The sequence below is a fragment of the Halomonas sp. LMYGS-3 genome (assembly GCF_059509875.1).
Window position 1 is genome coordinate 123994 of the sequence record NZ_JCAKFQ010000002.1, and the last position, 18624, is coordinate 142617.

The 18624-nt window shown below is 67.1% G+C and carries 20 protein-coding genes and 1 other RNA gene; 15 read left to right on the plus strand and 6 right to left on the minus strand.

Translation table 11 applies throughout. From position 1 onward, the window contains the following. The first annotated feature begins 38 nt into the window (after nt 1-38). Nucleotides 39-1322 carry an MFS transporter gene (locus AC5W54_RS02790; RefSeq protein ID WP_495960541.1) on the plus strand — a complete coding sequence of 428 codons (1284 nt, stop codon included), beginning with the start codon at nt 39-41 and terminating at the stop codon, nt 1320-1322. A gap of 75 nt (nt 1323-1397) precedes the next feature. Here the strand turns inward: AC5W54_RS02790 and AC5W54_RS02795 are convergent, their stop codons facing one another. Next, complete coding sequence (locus tag AC5W54_RS02795) at nt 1398-2621, minus strand: Do family serine endopeptidase (RefSeq protein ID WP_495960542.1); 1224 nt, start codon at nt 2619-2621, stop codon at nt 1398-1400. A gap of 102 nt (nt 2622-2723) precedes the next feature. On the opposite strand from AC5W54_RS02795, the gene AC5W54_RS02800 reads away from it, so the two are divergent. Beyond that, entirely contained in the window at nt 2724-3482 is a 759-nt protein-coding gene (locus AC5W54_RS02800) for a Nif3-like dinuclear metal center hexameric protein (protein WP_495960543.1), read from the plus strand. A 46-nt stretch (nt 3483-3528) separates the two neighbouring features. On the opposite strand, the gene AC5W54_RS02805 is transcribed toward AC5W54_RS02800, so the two are convergent. Then, nucleotides 3529-3969, minus strand: coding sequence for a Z-ring associated ZapG family protein (locus AC5W54_RS02805; protein ID WP_495960544.1), 441 nt, complete (start codon nt 3967-3969; stop codon nt 3529-3531). Between the two features lie 190 nt (nt 3970-4159). On the opposite strand from AC5W54_RS02805, the gene zapE reads away from it, so the two are divergent. From zapE to AC5W54_RS02845, 8 genes are all read left to right on the plus strand, one after another. Next, nucleotides 4160-5344 carry a cell division protein ZapE gene (gene zapE / locus AC5W54_RS02810; RefSeq protein ID WP_495960545.1) on the plus strand — a complete coding sequence of 395 codons (1185 nt, stop codon included), beginning with the start codon at nt 4160-4162 and terminating at the stop codon, nt 5342-5344. Nucleotides 5345-5736: 392 nt separating this feature from the next. Continuing rightward, nucleotides 5737-6165, plus strand: coding sequence for a 50S ribosomal protein L13 (gene rplM / locus AC5W54_RS02815; protein ID WP_495960546.1), 429 nt, complete (start codon nt 5737-5739; stop codon nt 6163-6165). Nucleotides 6166-6178: 13 nt separating this feature from the next. After that, entirely contained in the window at nt 6179-6568 is a 390-nt protein-coding gene (gene rpsI, locus AC5W54_RS02820; RefSeq protein ID WP_495960547.1) for a 30S ribosomal protein S9, read from the plus strand. Nucleotides 6569-6791: 223 nt separating this feature from the next. After that, nucleotides 6792-7382, plus strand: a complete 591-nt coding sequence (petA, locus tag AC5W54_RS02825; protein WP_495960548.1) for a ubiquinol-cytochrome c reductase iron-sulfur subunit — start codon at nt 6792-6794, stop codon at nt 7380-7382. Beyond that, a complete protein-coding gene (locus AC5W54_RS02830; RefSeq protein WP_495960549.1) occupies nt 7382-8641 on the plus strand; it encodes a cytochrome b in 1260 nt (419 codons plus the stop codon). The genes petA and AC5W54_RS02830 overlap by 1 nt, the downstream gene beginning before the upstream one ends. Beyond that, a complete protein-coding gene (locus AC5W54_RS02835) occupies nt 8641-9408 on the plus strand; it encodes a cytochrome c1 (protein WP_495960550.1) in 768 nt (255 codons plus the stop codon). Before AC5W54_RS02830 ends, AC5W54_RS02835 begins: the two co-directional genes overlap by 1 nt. A 145-nt stretch (nt 9409-9553) precedes the next feature. Next, on the plus strand, nt 9554-10180 hold the full coding sequence (gene sspA / locus AC5W54_RS02840; RefSeq protein WP_495960551.1) for a stringent starvation protein SspA: 627 nt from the start codon (nt 9554-9556) through the stop codon (nt 10178-10180). 58 nt (nt 10181-10238) lie between these two features. After that, on the plus strand, nt 10239-10715 hold the full coding sequence (locus AC5W54_RS02845; protein WP_495960694.1) for a ClpXP protease specificity-enhancing factor: 477 nt from the start codon (nt 10239-10241) through the stop codon (nt 10713-10715). Nucleotides 10716-10826: 111 nt separating this feature from the next. On the opposite strand, the gene AC5W54_RS02850 is transcribed toward AC5W54_RS02845, so the two are convergent. From AC5W54_RS02850 to AC5W54_RS02865, 4 genes are read right to left on the minus strand one after another with little or no spacing between them, the layout of a single operon-like run. Continuing rightward, a complete protein-coding gene (locus AC5W54_RS02850) occupies nt 10827-11405 on the minus strand; it encodes a BON domain-containing protein (protein WP_495960552.1) in 579 nt (192 codons plus the stop codon). Between the two features lie 5 nt (nt 11406-11410). Continuing rightward, entirely contained in the window at nt 11411-12004 is a 594-nt protein-coding gene (locus AC5W54_RS02855; RefSeq protein WP_421417380.1) for a phosphoheptose isomerase, read from the minus strand. A 54-nt stretch (nt 12005-12058) separates the two neighbouring features. Beyond that, nucleotides 12059-12427 carry a YraN family protein gene (locus tag AC5W54_RS02860; RefSeq protein WP_495960553.1) on the minus strand — a complete coding sequence of 123 codons (369 nt, stop codon included), beginning with the start codon at nt 12425-12427 and terminating at the stop codon, nt 12059-12061. Beyond that, on the minus strand, nt 12427-14250 hold the full coding sequence (locus AC5W54_RS02865; protein ID WP_495960554.1) for a penicillin-binding protein activator: 1824 nt from the start codon (nt 14248-14250) through the stop codon (nt 12427-12429). The genes AC5W54_RS02860 and AC5W54_RS02865 overlap by 1 nt, the downstream gene beginning before the upstream one ends. Before the next feature lie 38 nt (nt 14251-14288). Between AC5W54_RS02865 and rsmI the strand changes: the two genes are divergently transcribed. From rsmI to AC5W54_RS02890, 5 genes are all read left to right on the plus strand, one after another. Continuing rightward, nucleotides 14289-15146 (plus strand): 16S rRNA (cytidine(1402)-2'-O)-methyltransferase, encoded by an 858-nt coding sequence (gene rsmI, locus AC5W54_RS02870; protein WP_495960555.1) that lies wholly within the window; start codon nt 14289-14291, stop codon nt 15144-15146. 32 nt (nt 15147-15178) lie between these two features. Continuing rightward, nucleotides 15179-15544: RNase P RNA component class A (rnpB, locus tag AC5W54_RS02875), an RNA gene on the plus strand. Nucleotides 15545-15595: 51 nt separating this feature from the next. Next, complete coding sequence (gene rsmH, locus AC5W54_RS02880; protein ID WP_495960556.1) at nt 15596-16552, plus strand: 16S rRNA (cytosine(1402)-N(4))-methyltransferase RsmH; 957 nt, start codon at nt 15596-15598, stop codon at nt 16550-16552. A 9-nt stretch (nt 16553-16561) separates the two neighbouring features. Further along, the gene (gene ftsL / locus AC5W54_RS02885) at nt 16562-16882 is read left to right on the plus strand and encodes a cell division protein FtsL (RefSeq protein WP_495960557.1); all 321 of its coding nucleotides are present in this window, start codon (nt 16562-16564) and stop codon (nt 16880-16882) included. Then, nucleotides 16879-18588, plus strand: a complete 1710-nt coding sequence (locus AC5W54_RS02890) for a peptidoglycan D,D-transpeptidase FtsI family protein (protein WP_495960558.1) — start codon at nt 16879-16881, stop codon at nt 18586-18588. The genes ftsL and AC5W54_RS02890 overlap by 4 nt, the downstream gene beginning before the upstream one ends. Nucleotides 18589-18624: the final 36 nt, after the last annotated feature.

An 18624-nucleotide genomic window follows, 5' to 3' on the forward strand; every position in this document is an offset into this window, starting at 1 on the left:
CGCCGTCCAGGGGGAGACTCTGACGGGAGGAGGCCCAGTTGCAAAATCATGTACAGGCAGACTCGGCTATTCTGACGAATCGCTTTTCCCGGGTGTTCCTCCCTTTCGCTGCCGGCTATTTTCTCTCCTACCTGTTTCGTAACATCAATGCCGTAGTTGCCAGTGAGTTGGAATCTGATATTGGCTTGAGTGCTGATCAGCTTGGCTTGCTGACGGGGTTCTACTTTCTTGCCTTCGCGTGTTTTCAGTTGCCCCTGGGCTTGCTTCTGGATCGCTTTGGCCCGCGCCGTGTAGAGGCGTTTCTTCTGCTGGTCGCAGGAGTTGGAGCCCTGGTTTTCGCTATGGGGGAGGGACTGGCGACGCTGAGTGTTGGCCGGGCCTTGATCGGTCTGGGGGTTTCTGCCTGCTTGATGGCAGGCTTCAAGGCCTTTGCGCAGTGGTTCGATCCACAGCGACTACCCCTCGTCAATGGGTATATGCTGGCTTGCGGCGGGCTTGGTGCGATGGGGGCCACAGCTCCCGTGGAGGCCATACTTGGTGTGACCACCTGGCGCGTGCTGTTCGCGATGCTGGCGATTGTCTGTGTCGTGGTGGCTGCCGTGCTCTGGCGGGTGGTGCCGGAGAGAGCGGGCATAGCCAGGGCCGAGCCGTTGAATCAGCAGATCGCTGGCTTGTCCTGCATTCTTCGCAGCGCGGTGTTCTGGCGCTTCGCACCTGCCGCGATGGTGTTTCCTGCGGCTCCCATGGCAGTCCAGGGGCTCTGGGCCGGGCCGTGGTTGCGTGATGTTGCAGGGCTGGACCGTAATGCCGTCGCTCAACATCTGCTTCTGTTGGCATTCGCGGCCACCATCGGCTTCATCGCCTGGGGAGCTCTGGCAGAGAGGCTGGGACGGCTGGGGTTCCGTTCCATGACGGTGGCAGGCGTTGGCCTCGCGCTCTTTATGCTGTCAGTCATGGTACTGACTTGGCAGCCTGCAGGGAGTGTACTGCCTGCCTGGTTGATGTTCGGTTTATGTGGTTCTGCTGGCTCCTTGCTATATGCGGTCATTACCCCACGGTTCGAAGCCGAGTTGATGGGTAGGGTGATCACCGCATTGAATCTGATGGTTTTCCTCGGTGCCTTCTTATTGCAATGGGGCATCGGGATCGTGATCGAATTCTGGGGTGAAGGACCTGGGGTGGGGTATTCCTCCATGGGTTACCGCGTATGCTTGGGTTTGGTGGCGCTCTTGCAAGGGCTCGCTCTGACTTGGCTGCTCTGGCCGCGCTCAGAAAAAGGAAGGGGCAGGGACAGGCCAGGGCTCAATGCCCTCGGGCGGTAAGCAGACCCAAAGACAAGGTCTGCCGATAACGTCATGATTCTCCGGTGGGAGCTAATATGGTGGCAGGGTTCAGCATCATGGCTCCTGCCGGCGCGGTTCCGGTGTGGGGCGCTCACCCACCTCCAGGGTGACCTCCATCGACTCGCCGCCGCGGATCACCGTCAGCGGCAGCTCGCTGCCGGGCTCGATGGCGGCGATGTCGCTCATCGCCACCCGGGCGTCGAGGATCGGGCGTCCGTCCACCGCCAGCAGGATATCGCCGGGCTGCAGCCCGGCCAGGGCGGCGGGGCCGCCGGGGACCACGCCGGCGATCACCACGCCGCGGGGGGCCTGGAGGCCGAAGGAAGCGGCCAGTTCCTGGTTCAACTCCTGGGCCTCGATGCCCAGCCAGCCGCGGATCACCCGCCCCTGGGTCACCAGTTCCTCGAGGATGTTGCGGGCGAGGTTGGCGGGTATCGCGAAGCCGATGCCCTGGGAGCCGCCGGAACGCGAGAAGATCGCGGTGTTGATGCCCACCAGGGCGCCCTCGGCATTGACCAGGGCGCCGCCGGAGTTGCCGGGGTTGATCGCCGCGTCGGTCTGGATGAAGTCCTCGTAGGCATTCAGCCCCAGGTGGCTGCGTCCGGTGGCGCTGATGATGCCCATGGTCACGGTCTGGCCCACCCCGAAGGGGTTGCCGATGGCCAGCGAGACGTCGCCCACCGCCACGCCTGCGGAGTCGGCCAGCTCGATCACCGGCAGGCTCTCCAGGTCGATGCGTAGTACCGCCAGGTCGCTCTCCGGATCGGTGCCGATCACCTCGGCGAGGGTCTCGCGGCCATCCCGCAGGGCCACCTGGATCTGGTCGGCGCCACCGATGACATGATGGTTGGTGAGCACGTAGCCGTCGCCACTGACGATGACGCCGGAGCCCAGGCTCGAGAGCATGCGTTGCCGAGCGGGCATGTCGTCGCCGAAGAACTGGCGGAAGAAGGGGTCCGACATGAGCGGATGCTGCTCGCGCTCGACCACGCGCGAGGAGTAGATGTTGACCACCGCCGGTGCGGCACGCTCCACCGCTTCGGCGTAGCTGACCGGGCCCTGGTGGCGTGCCAGGGGGGCGGCCTGGCGCAGTTCGGGGGAGGGGCGTGATGTCTCCTCCGAGGGTGCGTCGACCGTGGTCGGCGAGACCGGGGGTTGCAGCGCGGTCGCCGGTGTCTCGGGACGTCCCAGCAACTGCGGGAAGGCATTGAGCAGCACGATGGCCAGCAGCACGCCGATGAGGACGGGCCAGACGTACGGCAGCAGATTGCGTCGCATGCGGGGTGATTCCTTACTCGCGGTGCGGTCGCGACTCGGGGCCGCGGCCGATACAATGGCGGTAGTGTAACATTGCCGATACGCCGATGCCCGGAGGTGCGAATGAACCGTGACGACCTGGTCGCCGCCTGCGACCATCTGCTCGATGCCGGCCGCTTCAGGGACTACACCGTCAATGGGCTGCAGGTGGCCGGTCGAGATCGGGTGAACCGGGTGATGACCGGCGTGACCGCTTGCCAGGCGTTGCTCGACGAAGCAGTGGCCTGGCGGGCCGACCTGCTGCTGGTCCACCATGGTTACTTCTGGAAGAACGAGCCGGTGGCCATCACCGGCATGAAGCAGCGCCGTATCCGCACCCTGCTGCTCAACGACATCAACCTGTTGGCCTACCACCTGCCGCTGGATGCCCATCCGGAACTGGGCAACAACGCCGTGTTGGCCAGGCGCCTGGACTTTCGCGTCGAGGGCTGTGCCGATGGCGAACCGGGTGAGGGGTTGCTATGGATGGGGGCGCCGCCGCCCGGCCTGGATGCCCCGGGGCTCGCCCGCCACGTGGGCGAGCGGTTGGCGCGCGAGCCGCTGCTGATCGAGGTGCCGGGAGGCGGCGAGATCCGTCGCATCGCCTGGTGCACCGGTGGCGCCCAGGACATGATCGCCGCCGCCTGCGAGGCCGGGGCCGACGCCTTCCTGTCTGGGGAGATCTCCGAGCGCACGACCCACCTGGCCCGGGAGCTGGGCATCCACTACCTGGCGGCGGGCCATCATGCGACCGAGCGCTACGGGGTCCAGGCCCTGGGGGAGTGGCTGGCGAGCGAGTTCGGCCTGGAGCATCGCTTCGTCGATATCGACAACCCGGCCTGAAGGCGCCGGGCGTGCTGTCTTGGGGGGAGGCGACGCGAGGCGGTGATCAGTAGCGGGGAGGCTGGGGGGTGGCCTCGTTGTTCTTGAGCCCGAAATCCTCGGAGAGGGTGCCGCGGGTGCCGTCGGCGTAGTCGCGAGGGACCGCATACTCCTCGTTGGCCGCCTGCTCCTCGGCCGCCAGGGTCATCTCCAGGCTGCGCGGGGCTCGCCCATGACCACCGAGGGTGGCGGTGTTCTCCTCGAGGCGGCGCGCCAGGGCGTCGCTGTCACGCTGGAGATTCTCGACCAGGCCGGTGATGGCGGAGAAGTGATCGTCGATACCGTCCTTGAGGGCAGCCAGCTCGCGGTCGCGCTCCGCGAGGCGCTGACGCAGCTTCTGCAGGTGCCCGGCGCCGGCATTGAGCAGGTGATAGCCCAGCGCGCCGATGCCGATGCCGGCCAGCAGGCTGGCGATCGCCAGCACCCAGTTGATGTTGCTTTCGTCCACGTGTCTCTCCCTGCGGCTGTCGGACGATCCGGTGCGCGAGCCGGATCGGTGTCGAGGGCGGGTTAGCCCGGTGGCCCATTATAGGGCCGAGGTCGCGCGCCGGGTCAACGCGGCGGCGGCGATGCGAAGCGCCGGCCAGGCGCGTATAATGCGATGCTCATCGAAGCCGCGAGCAGGCCACAGACTTCCCATGAGTGCATCGCCAACCCTGCCAGCATCCCGCGACGCGCGCCGTCCCGTCACGCCGCTGGCTCGCTACCGTGCCGACCTCGAGCGTGACGACTTCCACCATGACCCGGCCCAGGAGCGGGCCGTGGAACACCTGCAGCGGCTCTTCGACGAGCTGGTCGCCCGGCCGCGCACCCAGCCCCGGGCGGTGCTCGCCGGCAAGGGGCTGAAGTCGCGCATGGCGGGGTTGTTCGGCAAGCGCGAGGAGAAGGGCGAGCCCGCCTTGCCCGAAGTGTCTGGCCTCTACTTCTGGGGGGGCGTGGGGCGGGGCAAGACCTATCTGGTCGATACCTTCCACGACGCCTTGCCCTTCCCCGACAAGATGCGCACCCACTTCCACCGCTTCATGCAGCGGGTGCACAACGAGCTCGAGCACTACAAGGGCGAGAAAAATCCCCTGAGGCTGATCGCCGCCAAGTTCGCCGCCGAGGCCCGGGTGATCTGCTTCGACGAGTTCTTTGTCAAGGACATCACCGATGCCATGATCCTGGCCAACCTGCTCGAGGCGCTCTTCGAGCGCGGCGTGGTGCTGGTGGCGACCTCCAACATCGTGCCCGACGACCTCTACCGGGATGGTCTGCAGCGGGCCCGTTTCCTGCCGGCGATCGACCTGCTCAAGCGTCACTGCGAGGTGGTCAACGTCGATTCCGGCATCGACTATCGTCTGCGCGCCCTGGAGCGCGCCGAGATCTTCCACTCGCCGCTGGACGAGGCGGCCGAGACCGAGCTCGCCCGCAGCTTTCGCGAGATCGCCGGCCACGAGGGGGAGGCGGGCGTGTCCCTCGAGATCAATCACCGCGTGCTGCATGCCCGGCGCCTGCATGACGACGTGGTGTGGTTCGAGTTCAGGGAATTGTGTGATGGGCCGCGTAGCCAGAACGACTACATCGAGCTGGCCCGGGAGTTCCACACCGTGCTGGTCTCCAACGTGACCCGGATGCATGCCGCGACGGATGACCAGGCCAGGCGCTTTATCAACATGGTCGACGAGTTCTACGACCGCGGCGTCAAGCTGCTGATGTCCGCCGAGGCCCCGGCCGAGGGACTCTACGCCGACGGCCGCCTCGAGTTCGAGTTCCAGCGCACCCTCTCGCGCCTGCACGAGATGCAGTCGCACGAGTACCTGGCGCTGCCGCACAAGCCGTGACCCGAACGGGCTTCGAGCGGTGGGCAGCTGATTCGTAACAGCGAAGACTGCCCGCAGCCTAGGGCAATCGCAGTTGCCCATAGCGAGGGGCGCCGGGGACAAGCCGAAGAGGAGGTCCTACGCCAGGGATGGCGTCGGTAGCGTACAGGGAGGTATTCACAGCGCCTCCTCGCAGGCTTGTCGACGGAGCAGCTCCGAGCGATGCTGCTGCCTGCGATAGCCCTGGCCCGCAGCTCTTCCCTTGCCCACCGAGAGTCGTGTAGAATGCGCGCTCGCTCGACCGTTGTGCCGCCGATGCCTGAGGGCAGGCGGGGCAACCAAGAAGAATAGGGATGGTCCCATGCCGGGCGTTCCGGCGGCAGGACCCAATACATCGATCTGGTGATACCTCCATGAAGACGTTCACTGCCAAACCGCAGTCCGTCCAGCGCGACTGGTACGTCGTCGACGCCACGGACAAGACGCTCGGCCGTCTGGCCACCGAAATCGCTCGTCGCCTGCGCGGCAAGCACAAGCCGGAATTCACCCCGCATGTCGACACCGGCGACTACATCGTCGTCATCAATGCCGAGAAGGTGAAGGTCACCGGCAACAAGGCCAAGGCCAAGACCTACTATCGCCACACCGGCTACCCGGGTGGCCTGCGCTCCATGACCTTCGACAAGCTGGTCGAGTACGCGCCGGAGCGCATCATCGAGTCCGCCGTCAAGGGCATGCTGCCGAAGGGTCCCCTGGGTCGTGCCATGTATACCAAGCTCAAGGTCTATGCCGGCACCGAGCATCCGCATGCTGCCCAGCAGCCGCAAGAACTGAACATCTGAGGGAGTCTTCGCCATGACACAGCAGTATTACGGAACCGGGCGCCGCAAGACCTCTACCGCTCGCGTCTTCCTGAAGCCGGGCACCGGCAAGATCACCGTCAACAGCCGTGAGCTGGACCAGTACTTCGGTCGCGTCACCGGCCGCATGGTGGTTCGTCAGCCGCTGGAGCTGACCGACACCCTGAACCAGTTCGACGTCTTCGTCACCGTCAAGGGGGGTGGTGGTTCGGCCCAGGCCGGTGCCATCCGTCACGGTATCACCCGGGCCCTGATGGTGTACAACGAGGACTTCCGCGGCCAGCTGCGCGAAGCCGGCTATGTCACCCGTGACGCCCGCCAGGTCGAGCGCAAGAAGGTCGGCCTGCGCAAGGCGCGTCGCCGTCCGCAGTTCTCCAAGCGTTAAGCGGCAGCGACTGCGAAAAAACGCCCGGGCCCAGTGGCCTGGGCGTTTTTTTATTCCGATCAATAATTTGCCGTCGACCTTCCACCTTGGTCAAGGGAGCTTGTCCTTGTGCGGGGCGTCACGATTTTTTACCATAGTGCGCATTTGACATCCGTGGTCGCGGGACGCGCTACTGTCCGTACCGTGATGGAACGACGGTTCAGCTGATGGGAGAAACCTGAAAATGGCAGACAACGGCGTGAACAAGGGTCGGCGCCGTTTCCTCGTGGGTGCCACCACCGTTGTGGGTGCGGTGGGTGCCGTCGGGGTAGCGGTCCCCTTTGTGGCTTCCTGGCAGCCCAGTGCCAGGGCAAGGGCGGCGGGTGCGCCGGTGCGAGCGGATATCTCCAAGCTCGAACCGGGCCAGCGCATGACCGTCGAGTGGCGGGGGCGTCCGGTGTGGGTCATCAGCCGCACCCCCGAGATGATCGAGCGGACCGAGAACAGCGACCCGGCACGCTTTTCCGACCCGGAGTCCCGGGAGCCGCAGCAACCAGCCTACATCAGCGGGCCGTTGCGTTCCGTGCGTCCCGAGATCGGCGTGCTGATCGGTATCTGTACCCATCTGGGCTGCTCGCCGCTGTATCGACCGGAGCCGGATGCCGTCGACATGGATGACTGGCCGGGCGGCTTCTTCTGCCCCTGCCACGGCTCCTTCTTCGACCTGGCGGGGCGGGTGTTCCGCAATGTGCCGGCCCCGACCAACCTCGAGGTTCCGCCGTACCGCTTTGAAGACGATGACATCATCGTCGGTGAAGACGAGGAGACTGCCTGATGGGTAACCCGAATCGCGTCAAGGCGGAGCGTGGCTTCATGCGCTGGGTCGATGACCGCTTTCCCGCCACCCAGATGTGGCAGGACCACCTGTCCAAGTACTACGCACCGAAGAATTTCAATTTCTGGTACTTCTTCGGTTCCCTGGCGCTGCTGGTGCTGGTCAACCAGATCCTCACCGGCGTGTGGCTGACCATGAGCTACAACCCCTCGGCCGAGGGCGCCTTCGCCTCTGTCGAGTACATCATGCGCGACGTGGAGTACGGCTGGCTGATTCGCTATCTGCACTCCACCGGTGCGTCTGCCTTCTTCGTCGTCGTCTATCTGCACATGTTCCGCGGCCTGCTATACGGCTCCTACAAGGCGCCCCGTGAGCTGGTGTGGATCTTCGGCATGGCGATCTACCTGCTACTGATGGCCGAGGCCTTCATGGGCTACCTGCTGCCCTGGGGCCAGATGTCCTACTGGGGGGCGCAGGTGATCATCTCGCTGTTCTCGGCGATCCCGTTCATCGGCCCGGATCTGGCGCAGTGGGTGCGCGGTGACTTCCTGATCTCCGGCATCACCCTGAACCGTTTCTTCGCCCTGCACGTGGTGGCGCTGCCGATCGTGATCCTCGCGCTGGTGGTGCTGCATCTGATCGCCCTGCACGAGGTCGGTTCCAACAACCCCGACGGCATCGACATCAAGGCCAAGAAGGACGAGACCGGCAAGCCGCTGGACGGCATCCCGTTCCACCCCTACTACACGGTCAAGGACCTCGTCGGCGTGGCGGTCTTCCTGTTCGTCTTCGCGGTGGTGGTGTTCTACTTCCCCGAGGGGGGCGGCTACTTCCTCGAGCGACCCAACTTCGAGCCGGCCAACCCCATGGTGACGCCGGATCATATCGCCCCGGTGTGGTACTTCACGCCCTTCTACGCGATCCTGCGTGCCATCACCTTCGACCTCTTCGGGCTCGACGCCAAGTTCCTGGGCGTGCTGTTCATGGGCGGCGCCATCGCGGTGCTCTTCGTGCTGCCCTGGCTCGACCGCAGCCCGGTGCGCTCCATGCGCTACAAGGGCTGGATGTCGAAGGTCATGCTGGCGCTGTTCGCGGTCAGTTTCGTGATCCTGGGCATCCTCGGTGCGCTGCCGGCCACGCCGCTGCGCACCGCCGTGGCGCAGCTCTGCACTGCCCTGTACTTCGCCTTCTTCCTGCTGATGCCGCTCTATACCCGGCTGGAGAAGACCAAACCCGTTCCGGAGAGGGTGACTGGCTAATGAAAAAGCAACTGTTCGCACTGCTCTTCGCGCTGGTGCCCTTCGCGGCGATGGCCGCCCCGGCGGAAGACGTGCCTCATTCCATGACACCGGACCTGCGAGACGAGGCATCGCTGCAGCGTGGCATGCAACTCTTCGTGAACTACTGCATGGGCTGTCACTCCCTGGAGCACCAGCGCTTCGCACGTGCCGCCGAGGATTTCGGCATGCCGCAGGACCTGGTCGAGCAGAACCTGATCTTCTCGTCGGATCTGGCCTTCAACGACCAGATGCATACCGCCATGAGCCGTGCAGACGGGGGCAACTGGTTCGGTGCCGCGGCACCCGATCTGACCCTGCACGGTCGCCTGCGCGGCGGGGACTGGATCTACTCCTACCTGCTGGGCTTCTACAAGGACCCGAGCCGTCCGACCGGCGTCAACAACACCGTGTTCGACATGGTCGCCATGCCCAACGTGCTCGAGCCGCTGCAGGGCGTGCAGGAGAAGGTCTGTGCCGAGGTCGACCGTCCCATCGAGGGCGCCGAGCTCGATCCGCTGAGCGGCAAGTATCAGTCCTGCGAGGTATTGCAGGTGACCCGGCCTGGCGCGATGGAGCCCGACGAGTTCGAGGAAGCGGTCTACGATCTGACCAACTTCCTGGTCTATGTCGGCGAGCCGTCCAAGCTGCATGCCCAGACGCTGGCACCCAAGGTGCTGATCTTCATCTTCATCTTCGGTGTCATCGCCTACCTGCTCAAGCGCGAGTACTGGCGCGACATCCACTGATCCGTCGCCGACGGACATGACCGGGGGCGTGTGGCCGGAGGCCATGCGCCCCCTGTGGTTCATGCAAGGTGGTTCGTGCTCGGCCCCCTCAAGGCGGGGGCTGTCGTGTTATCATTCCGGTTCGAACTGATGCGAGGATTGTTTCATGGGTGTAGTGGCCAAGCGGTCGTCGATGATCTTCTACTCCGGGGGCGATGACCACTTCAGTCATCGTGTGCGCATCGTGCTCGCCGAGAAGGGCGTGGCCGTCGATATCGTCGAGGTCACCGACGAGCAGCACCCCGAGGAGCTCGCCGACCTCAACCCCTACAACAGCGTTCCCACGCTGCTTGACCGGGATCTGGTGCTCTATGAATCCAAGGTGATGATGGAGTACCTGGACGAGCGCTTCCCCCATCCGCCGCTGCTGCCGGTATACCCGGTGGCCAGGGCCCAGAGTCGGCTGTGGATGCATCGCATCGAGCGCGAATGGTGTCCGCTGGTCGACCAGATCCTCGGTGCCCCCAGGAAGGAGGCCGAGCGGGCGCGCAAGGAGCTGCGCGAGAGCCTGATCGGCATTTCGCCGATCTTCGAGGACATGCCGTTCTTCATGAGCGAGGAGTTCACCCTGGTCGACTGCTGTCTGGCCCCGATCCTCTGGCGCCTGCCGGTGCTGGGCATCGAGTTGCCGGAGCCGCAGATCAAGCCGCTGACCAGCTACATGGAGCGGCTGTTCGACCGTGAGGGCTTCAAGGCCGCGCTGAGCGAAAGCGAACGCGAAATGCGTCCCTGAACCCGAGTCCGGGCCCCAGGCAGAGGGCCGGGCTCCCTGAAGCCGGAGGGCAAAGATGATGCAATCGAGCCGCCCCTATCTCGCCAGAGCCCTGTATCAGTGGTTGCTGGACAACGAGCTCACCCCCTACATCGTCGTCGATGCCGAGCAGCCGGGCGTCGAGGTGCCGCGTCAGTTCGTGCAGAACGGCCAGATCGTGCTCAACATGGCGCCTACCGCGGTGCGGGATCTGTTCATGGAAAACGAGGCGCTGGGATTCAGTGCCCGTTTCGGTGGCCAGCCGATGCGTATCATGGTGCCGATCTCGGCACTGGTGGCGATCTATGCCCGCGAGAACGGCGTGGGCATGGTGTTCGGCCACGAGCCGGTGATGCCGGTGGCTGTGGAGCCGGCCGACGACGAGGGGCCTGCGCTTTCCGGCGTCCAGAGTGAGGCGTCGAGCAGCGACGAGGAGGCCGAGTCGCCGCCCCCGGAGGGGCGGGATGACGAGGCGCGTCCCCGCAAGGGGCGTCCTTCGCTGCGGGTCATCAAGTAGTCGGGCGCGCGAGCAGCGTGCGTGAGCATGAGCACAATGAGACGAGAGTGGTAAACGAAACGGCAGGCCTTCGGGCCTGCCGTTTCGCATTCCAGGGAGGGGGGAGCCGCCTCAGTCGAGGTAGTCGAACACCTTGACGATGCGCTGCACGCCGCCGATTCGCGACACCGCCTCGACGATGCGATCGGCCTCGGCGCGGCTGACGATACCCATCAGGTAGACGCTGGCGTTCTCGGTGATCACGCGGATGCGGCCCGAGTCGATCGACTCGTTGCCGGCCAGGTTGGCGCGGATGCGGGTATTGAGCCAGGTGTCGGAAAGGCGCTGGCTGGCCGGCAGGTTGGCGGCTACGGTCAGCTCGTTGTGCACTTCACGCACGTTGCGCACCTCGCCGGCGACCTCGGTTGCCTTGTTCTTCAGCTCTTCGCTCGGCACCTGGCCGGTCAGCAGCACCACGCCGTTGTAGGCGTCGACATTGATGCGAGCGTCGCCCAGGCGAGCATCGGTGCGCCGCAGGTTGTGACCGATCTTGGTCTCGATGCTTTCGTCCTCGACCTTGGTGCCGAGGGTGCGTTCGCGGTAGTTCTCGCCGATGGTGCCGGGGTTGGTGACACCGGTAACGGTGGTGCAGCCGGCGAACCCGAGCGCCAGGGTCAGCAGAAGGGGGGTGAGCTGGGACTTCTTGGTCATGGGAATTACTCGCTTGCGCCGAAGAGTTGTTCGTCGATCAGGTCGCATAGGCAGTGGATCACCAGCAGGTGAACCTCCTGAATGCGGGCGGTGGAGGTGGCCGGTACGCGGATCTCGCAGTCGTCCTGGCCGAGCAGCGATGCCATGTTACCGCCGTCGCGGCCAGTGAGCGCCACCACCGTCATGTCGCGGTCGTGGGCCGCCTGGATGGCCTGGATCACGTTGGCCGAGTTGCCGCTGGTGGAGATCGCCAGCAGGATGTCGCCGGGCTGTCCCAAGGCGCGTACCTGCTTGGAGAAGACCTCGTTGTAGCTGTAGTCGTTGGCGATGGAGGTCAGCGTCGAGGTATCGGTGGTCAGGGCCAGGGCGGGCAGGCTCGGGCGTTCGCGCTCGAAACGGTTGAGCAGTTCGGAAGAGAAGTGCTGGCTGTCGCCGGCGCTGCCGCCGTTGCCGCAGGCGAGGATCTTCCCTTCGTTGACCAGGCACTGCACCATCATCTGGCTGGCCACTTCGATGAAGGGGGGCAGCACTTCGCTGGCGTAGGTCTTGGTGTCGATGCTGGCGTTGAAGTGGCCGAGAATTCGCTGCTGGAAATCCATGCTGGGTTCCTGATCCTGGTTCTTTGGCCTGGAGGGGCAGTTTGGCTTGGCCGGTCAGAAGGCGTCGAAGGCGCCCTGCACCCACAGGAAGTCGAGGGCCGGGGCCTGGCCGGTCACGGCCAGCACGTCGAAACGGCAGGGACATGATAGCCCGTTGCGCTGGAGATAAAAACGCGCCGCCCGGATCAGGCGGCGCTGCTTGGAGGCGGTGACGGTCTCGAGCGGGTGGCCGTGGCGAGTATCGGCGCGGTGGCGAACCTCGATGAACACCAGCGCCTCGCCGTCGCGCATCACCAGGTCGATCTCACCGCCCTTGGCATGCTGGTTGCTTGCCTCGAGGACGAGACCCTGGTCGACCAGCCAGGCCGCGGCGAGGCGCTCGATGGCGCCGCCGCGGGCCCGGGCGTCACGGGCGCCGGCCATCAGTCGCCGTCACCGTCGCCGCGTGCGCCATCGCCCCGGTGGCCATTGTCCCGGGAGTCGAAGTCGAACAGCCCCGGGATCAGGATGGGGCGAGGCACGCCGTTCTCGAAGCGGGCCCAGGGCAACTGGCGCTGGATGCGGCCGTCGTCCCGCGAGCGCAGGGTGCCGGTGGCGCCGAACAGCTCGCTGTTCGGCACAGCCTGGAACTGCGGCAGGCGTCGGGCGAGTTCGTAGGCATCGACCCCCATGGCCATCAGCCGGAACAGCGCCGGGTCGGACTCCTCGCGCAGCTGGCGGTAGCTGGCCGTGAAGGGCAGGGCATCCTCGCCGCCCACCGCGGCATCGGGGATCTGCCAGGGAATGTCGATGAACAGGACCTCGTCGAGGTCGTGGTCCAGCCGCGGCTGCAGGCGCCCCTCGAAGAGGTGCGAGGTGGCGTAGATCGGCAGGCCGCTGGCGTAGTAGTAGTCCAGGGTAGGGGGGACCTGGCGAGCGTATTCGGGCAGTGCCAGCAGGAACAGCATGTCGATGTCGCGCAGCTGCGCGCGCTCGCCGCTCACGCGCAGCGCCGGGCGCACCGCATTGGCGACGCTGCTCTCCGGGTTGTAGCGCACGGCGTTGGTGACCTCGCCGCCACGCTCGCGCCACTCGCTCCAGAAGGCTTCGCCGACCCGGCGGCCCCAGTCGTTGTCCGGCACCATCAGCACCGCCCGGCGGTGACCGTCCTGCCAGGCACGGCGCGCCGACTGGCGGGCCTCGTCCTCGGCGGAGAGGCCGTACTGGAAGAGCCCCCGGGCCCGGTTGCGTTCGCCATGGCCATAGTTGAGCGCCAGGGTCGGCAGCGGCACGCTGTCGAGGTTCTCGAGCTCGGTCACCTGGTCCTTGTCGAGCGGGCCGACCACCACCTGGGCGCCGCGGTTCTGGGCCTCGCGATAGAGGGACTCGAGGCTGCCGCGGCTGGCGTCGAGGAAACTCAGGCGGGCGCTGCTGCCACCGTTCGCGGCGTTGAGGTGGTGAATGCGCATGCCCTCGCGGATGGCACCGGCGACGCCCGACAGCGGGCCCGATTCGGGCAGGAAGACGGCGATGTGATCGACCTCCAGCCCGCGCAGCTCGCGCAGGGCCAGCAGGTCGGCGGGCAGGCGTCGTGCGGCGGGGTGCTGCGGATGGCGCTCGCGCCAGTCGTCGAGGCGGCCGAACAGGCGCTCCAGGTCGTCGGCACTGCCGCGCGCCAGCTCGGCCAGGGACAGCCAGCCCAGGGTGAGATCGTCGGCACCGTCGCGCAGCGCCGCGAGTTCGCGACCATCGAGGCGCGAGAGGGCCTTCCAGATCGGGTCGTTGAGCGCCTCGCGGCCCGTGTCGGCCTGGGCGCGCAGCAGCGTCTCGGCGGCGGCCCGGGGCTCATCGAGCTCGAGCAGCGCCAGCCCCAGGCGCTGGCGCAGGGTGTCGGCCTGGTCGGGGGAGAGGTCGAGGGCGTCGAGGTCCTGGCCGGCCCGGATCACCGCCCAGGGATCGTCCAGTTCCTCGCCCAATGCCGAGAGCAGCAGCGCCCAGCGTGCCCTGGCCTGGTCGGGGAGCAGGCCGTCGTCGATGTCGCTGGCGATCTCGAGCGCCTGGGTGCGCTGCCTCTGGCGTGCTAGGATGTCGGCCGCCTCGAGCCGGGTCAGGGCAGCCTGTTCGGGCGCCTGCTGTTGGGCCTGCTCGAGCAGGCGGCCGGGATCGTCGTCGGGCATGCGCTCGACGATACCGGGTTGGTAGGCACAGCCGGCCAGCAGCAGTGCCAGGAGCGCGGCGGCCAGGGGGCCGCGGGGCAGTTTCCGCATGAATCCATCCTTGTCCTGAGGGCGCCAGGGGAGACGACATGTCTGACTCGAGTATTGGCACATTGTACGTGGTCGCCACGCCGATTGGGAATCTGGAGGACCTGAGTCCCCGGGCCGCCAGGGTGCTGGGGGAGGTGGCGCTGATCGCCGCCGAGGACACCCGTCACAGTGGCCGGTTGCTGCGCCACCTCGGGCTCTCGGTGCCGATGCTCTCGCTGCACGAGCACAACGAGGCGGCCCGGGTCGAGGCGCTCGACGCGCGGCTCGCCGCGGGTGACTCGATCGCCCTGGTCAGCGATGCCGGCACGCCGCTGATCAGCGATCCCGGGTTCGTGCTGGTGCGTGAGCTGCGTGCCCGGGGCCGGCGTATCGTGCCGCTACCCGGCCCCTGCGCCCTGGTCGCGGCCCTCTGTGCGGCGGGCCTGCCCACCGACCGCTTCCTGTTCAGTGGCTTCCTGCCGGCGAAGGGGGGTGGCCGTCGCAGCCGCCTGGAGGCGCTGGCGAGGCGCGAGGAGACCCTGGTCTTCTACGAGTCCCCCCATCGCATTCGCGATACCCTGGCCGACCTCGATGCCTGCCTGGGCGGTCGTCGGCTGGTGCTGGCGCGTGAGCTGACCAAGACCTTCGAGACCTTCCTCGACGGCACGGCGGCCGAACTGCTCGAGCGCCTGGCCGTCGACCCCGACCAGGCCCGCGGCGAGTTCGTGATCATGGTGGCCGGTGCCGCGCCCCGCGACGACGGCGACACCGCCGCGGTGGACGCCGACGCCCTGCTCGGGGCGATGCTGGCCGAGGGGGTGGGGGTCAAGCAGGTCGCGGCGGTGGCCGCCCGGGTGCTGGGGGGCGGCAAGAAGACCTGGTACGCCAGGGCGCAAGCGCTCAAGGACGGGGATTGAGGGGGGGGCGAGGCGCTGGTATGCTTGCCGCGGGAGTTGGCCAGGCAGTCGCCGCTGGTCCCGGTTCTCGGATCGGGCCAGGGGAGGAAAGTCCGGGCTCCACAGGGCAGAGTGCCAGGTAATGCCTGGGCGGCGTGAGCCGACGGAAAGTGCAGCAGAGAGCAGACCGCCTACGTCTCCTTCGGGAGGCCGGCAAGGGTGAAAGGGTGCGGTAAGAGCGCACCGCGCGCCTGGCAACAGTGCGTGGCAAGGTAAACCCCACTCGGAGCAAGACCAAATAGGAACCCCATGGCGTGGCCCGCGTCGGGTTCGGGTAGGTTGCTCGAGGGCCGTGGTGACGCGGCCCCTAGATGAATGACTGTCCACGACAGAACCCGGCTTATCGGCCGACTCCCACTCCTGAACCCTTGCGGCGCGTCCGCCCCTCCAGCTTGCCGATCGAGAAGCGCATGCCGTCACCCGCTCCTGAACACGCCACCTGCGGTTTCCGCCATGCCAGCGTACTGCTCGACGGCGCCGTCGAGGCCCTGGTGCACGATCCGGGTGGCGCCTATCTGGACGGTACCTTCGGGCGCGGCGGCCACTCTCGTGCCATCCTGAGTCGGCTGGCCCCGGAAGGGCGCCTGCTGGCCATCGACCGCGACCCCCAGGCGATCGCCGAGGCGGCCGGTATCGAGGACCCGCGCTTCACCATCGAGCAGGACGAGTTCGCCCGCCTCGGCATGGTCGCCGGCCGTCACGGCCTGCAGGGGCGGCTGGCCGGTATCCTGCTCGATGTCGGCGTCTCTTCGCCCCAGCTAGACGATCCCGAACGCGGCTTCAGCTTCCTGCGCGACGGCCCGCTGGACATGCGCATGGACCCGACCCGCGGCGAGAGCGCCGCCGACTGGCTGGCCCGGGCGAAGGAGGCCGAGATCGCCCGGGTCTTCAAGACCTACGGCGAGGAGCGCTACGCCCGGCGCCTGGCCCGGGCCATCGTCGCGCGTCGCGCCGAGCGCGCCTTCACCCGCACGGTGGATCTCGCCGAGGTGGTCAAGACCGCCCACCCCGCCTGGGAGAAGGGCAAGCATCCCGCGACCCGCGTCTTCCAGGCGCTGCGCATCCAGGTCAACGGCGAGCTCGAGCAGCTCGATGCGGCGCTGGAGGCGGCGCTCGAGGCGCTCGCCCCGGGCGGCCACCTGGTGGTGATCAGCTTCCACTCGCTGGAGGATCGCCGGGTCAAGCGCTTCATTCGCCATCATGTGCGTGGCGATACCCATCTGCCGCGCGGCGTGCCGGTCCGCGACGACCAGCTCGAGCGGCGCCTGGAGGCCCTGGGCAAGGCGCAGCGCCCGACGGCCGCCGAGGTCGAGGACAACCCCCGTGCCCGCAGTGCGGTGATGCGCGTGGCACGCAAGCGGCACTGAGGAGGCGTCATGGTCCAGGGACGACCCGCGACGGCATCCGCGTTCGGCCGGCTGAGGCTCGGGTCGGGCCTGCTGCTGGCCGTTATCCTGCTGGTGGTGGCCTGTCTGGTCAGCGCCCTGGCGGTGATCACCGCCAGCCACCTGACCCGCGAGCAGTATGGCCGTTTGCAGCAGCTCGAGCGTGAGCAGAACCAGTTGCAGACCGAGTGGGGCCAGCTGCTGCTCGAGGAGAGCGCCTGGTCGTCGCCGGCCCGCATCGAGCGCCTCGCCGTGGAGCGTCTGGAGATGCGTCTGCCCGACATCGACGAGGTCGAGGTGATCCGCCCATGAGCACCGAGGTACGCAGCGGCGTGACGCCGCGCCGGCCGCCGCCCATGGCCCCGCTGGGCGGGCTGCGTTACGGCCTGGTGCTGCTGCTGGTGGTGGTCGGTCTCGGCCTGCTGGGGGGGCGCATCGTCACCCTGCACGTGGTCGATCGTCCCTTCCTGCTGGGGCAGGGCGATGCCCGTACCCTGCGCACCGACACCATTCCTGCCCACCGCGGCATGATCACCGACCGTAACGGCGAGCCACTGGCCATCTCCACGCCGGTGGTGACGCTCTGGGCCAACCCCCAGGAGCTGCCCGCGGACAGTATCCAGCGGCTGATGCTGGCCCGCGCCCTGGAGACCGATCTCGATAGCCTCGAGGCGCGCCTGGCGCGTTTCAGCGAACGCGAGTTCATGTACCTGCGCCGCCAGATGACGCCGGAGGCGGCCCAGCGGGTACTGGGCCTGCGGATTCCCGGCGTCTATGCCCAGAACGAGTACAAGCGCTACTACCCGGCTGGCGAGGTCACCGCCCAGTTGCTGGGGGTGACCAACGTCGACGATGCCGGCCAGGAGGGCCTCGAGCTCGCCTACCAGCCGCATCTCGCCGGGACCCCCGGGCAGCGGCGGGTGCTCAAGGACCGGCGTGGTCGCCTGGTGCGCGACCTGCAGTTGCTGCGCGAGGCACGCCCCGGCGGCGACCTCACCCTCTCGATCGATCAGCGCCTGCAGTACATGGCCTATCGTGAGCTCAAGGCCGCGGTGGCCGAGCATGAGGCCGATGGCGGCGTGGTGGTGATGATGGATGCTCGCAGCGGCGAGGTGCTGGCCATGGCCAACCAGCCCTCCTACAATCCCAACAACCGTGCCGGCCTCGACCCCAGGGGGTTGCGCAACCAGGCCATCGTCGACGTCTTCGAGCCGGGTTCGGTGATGAAGCCCCTGGCCATGGCGGCGATCATGGAGAGTGGCCGGTTCGATCGTGACACCGTCGTCGACACCTCGCCCGGCTGGATGCGCATCGACCGCTTCACCATCCGCGACATCCGCAACTACGGCGAACTGACCCTGGCCGGGATCCTCGAGAAGTCCTCCAACATCGGCATGTCGAAGCTGGTGCTCGAGCTCGATGACCCCGTGGTGCCGGAGCTCTATCGGCGGCTCGGCTTCGGCCAGAGTCCGGAGACCGGCTTCCCCGGCGAGTCCACCGGCAGCCTGCCGGCGCCGGTCCGCTGGTCGCGCAGCCAGTGGGCGGCGATCTCCTACGGCTATGGTCTCTCCGTTTCGGCCTTGCAACTGGCCAGCGCCTATACCGCCATCGCCAGCGGCGGCGTCAGGATGCCCCCCTCGCTGCTCAAGCTGTCGACGCCGCCATCGGGCCTGTCGGCGATCGAGCCCGACGTGGCCCACGACCTGCTGGGGATCATGGAGGAGTCGGTTCAGCCGGGTACCGGCGGTCGTCGTGCCGGCGTTCCCGGTTATCGCGTGGCCGGCAAGTCCGGCACGGTGCGCAAGACCGCGGCCAGTGGTTACCAGCAGAACGTCTATCGCAGCCTGTTCGCGGGCATCGCGCCGGTGTCGGATCCGCGCATCGTCACCGTGGTGATGATCGATCACCCCCGGGGCGAGGAGTACTACGGTGGCGCCGTGGCGGCGCCGGTGTTCTCGCGGGTCACCGGCGCCGCCCTGCGGCTGCTCGACGTGCCGCCCGACCAGCGGGCCCGCTGAGGTCGACCATGTATCCGAGCGAGGGGAGGGGAAGTT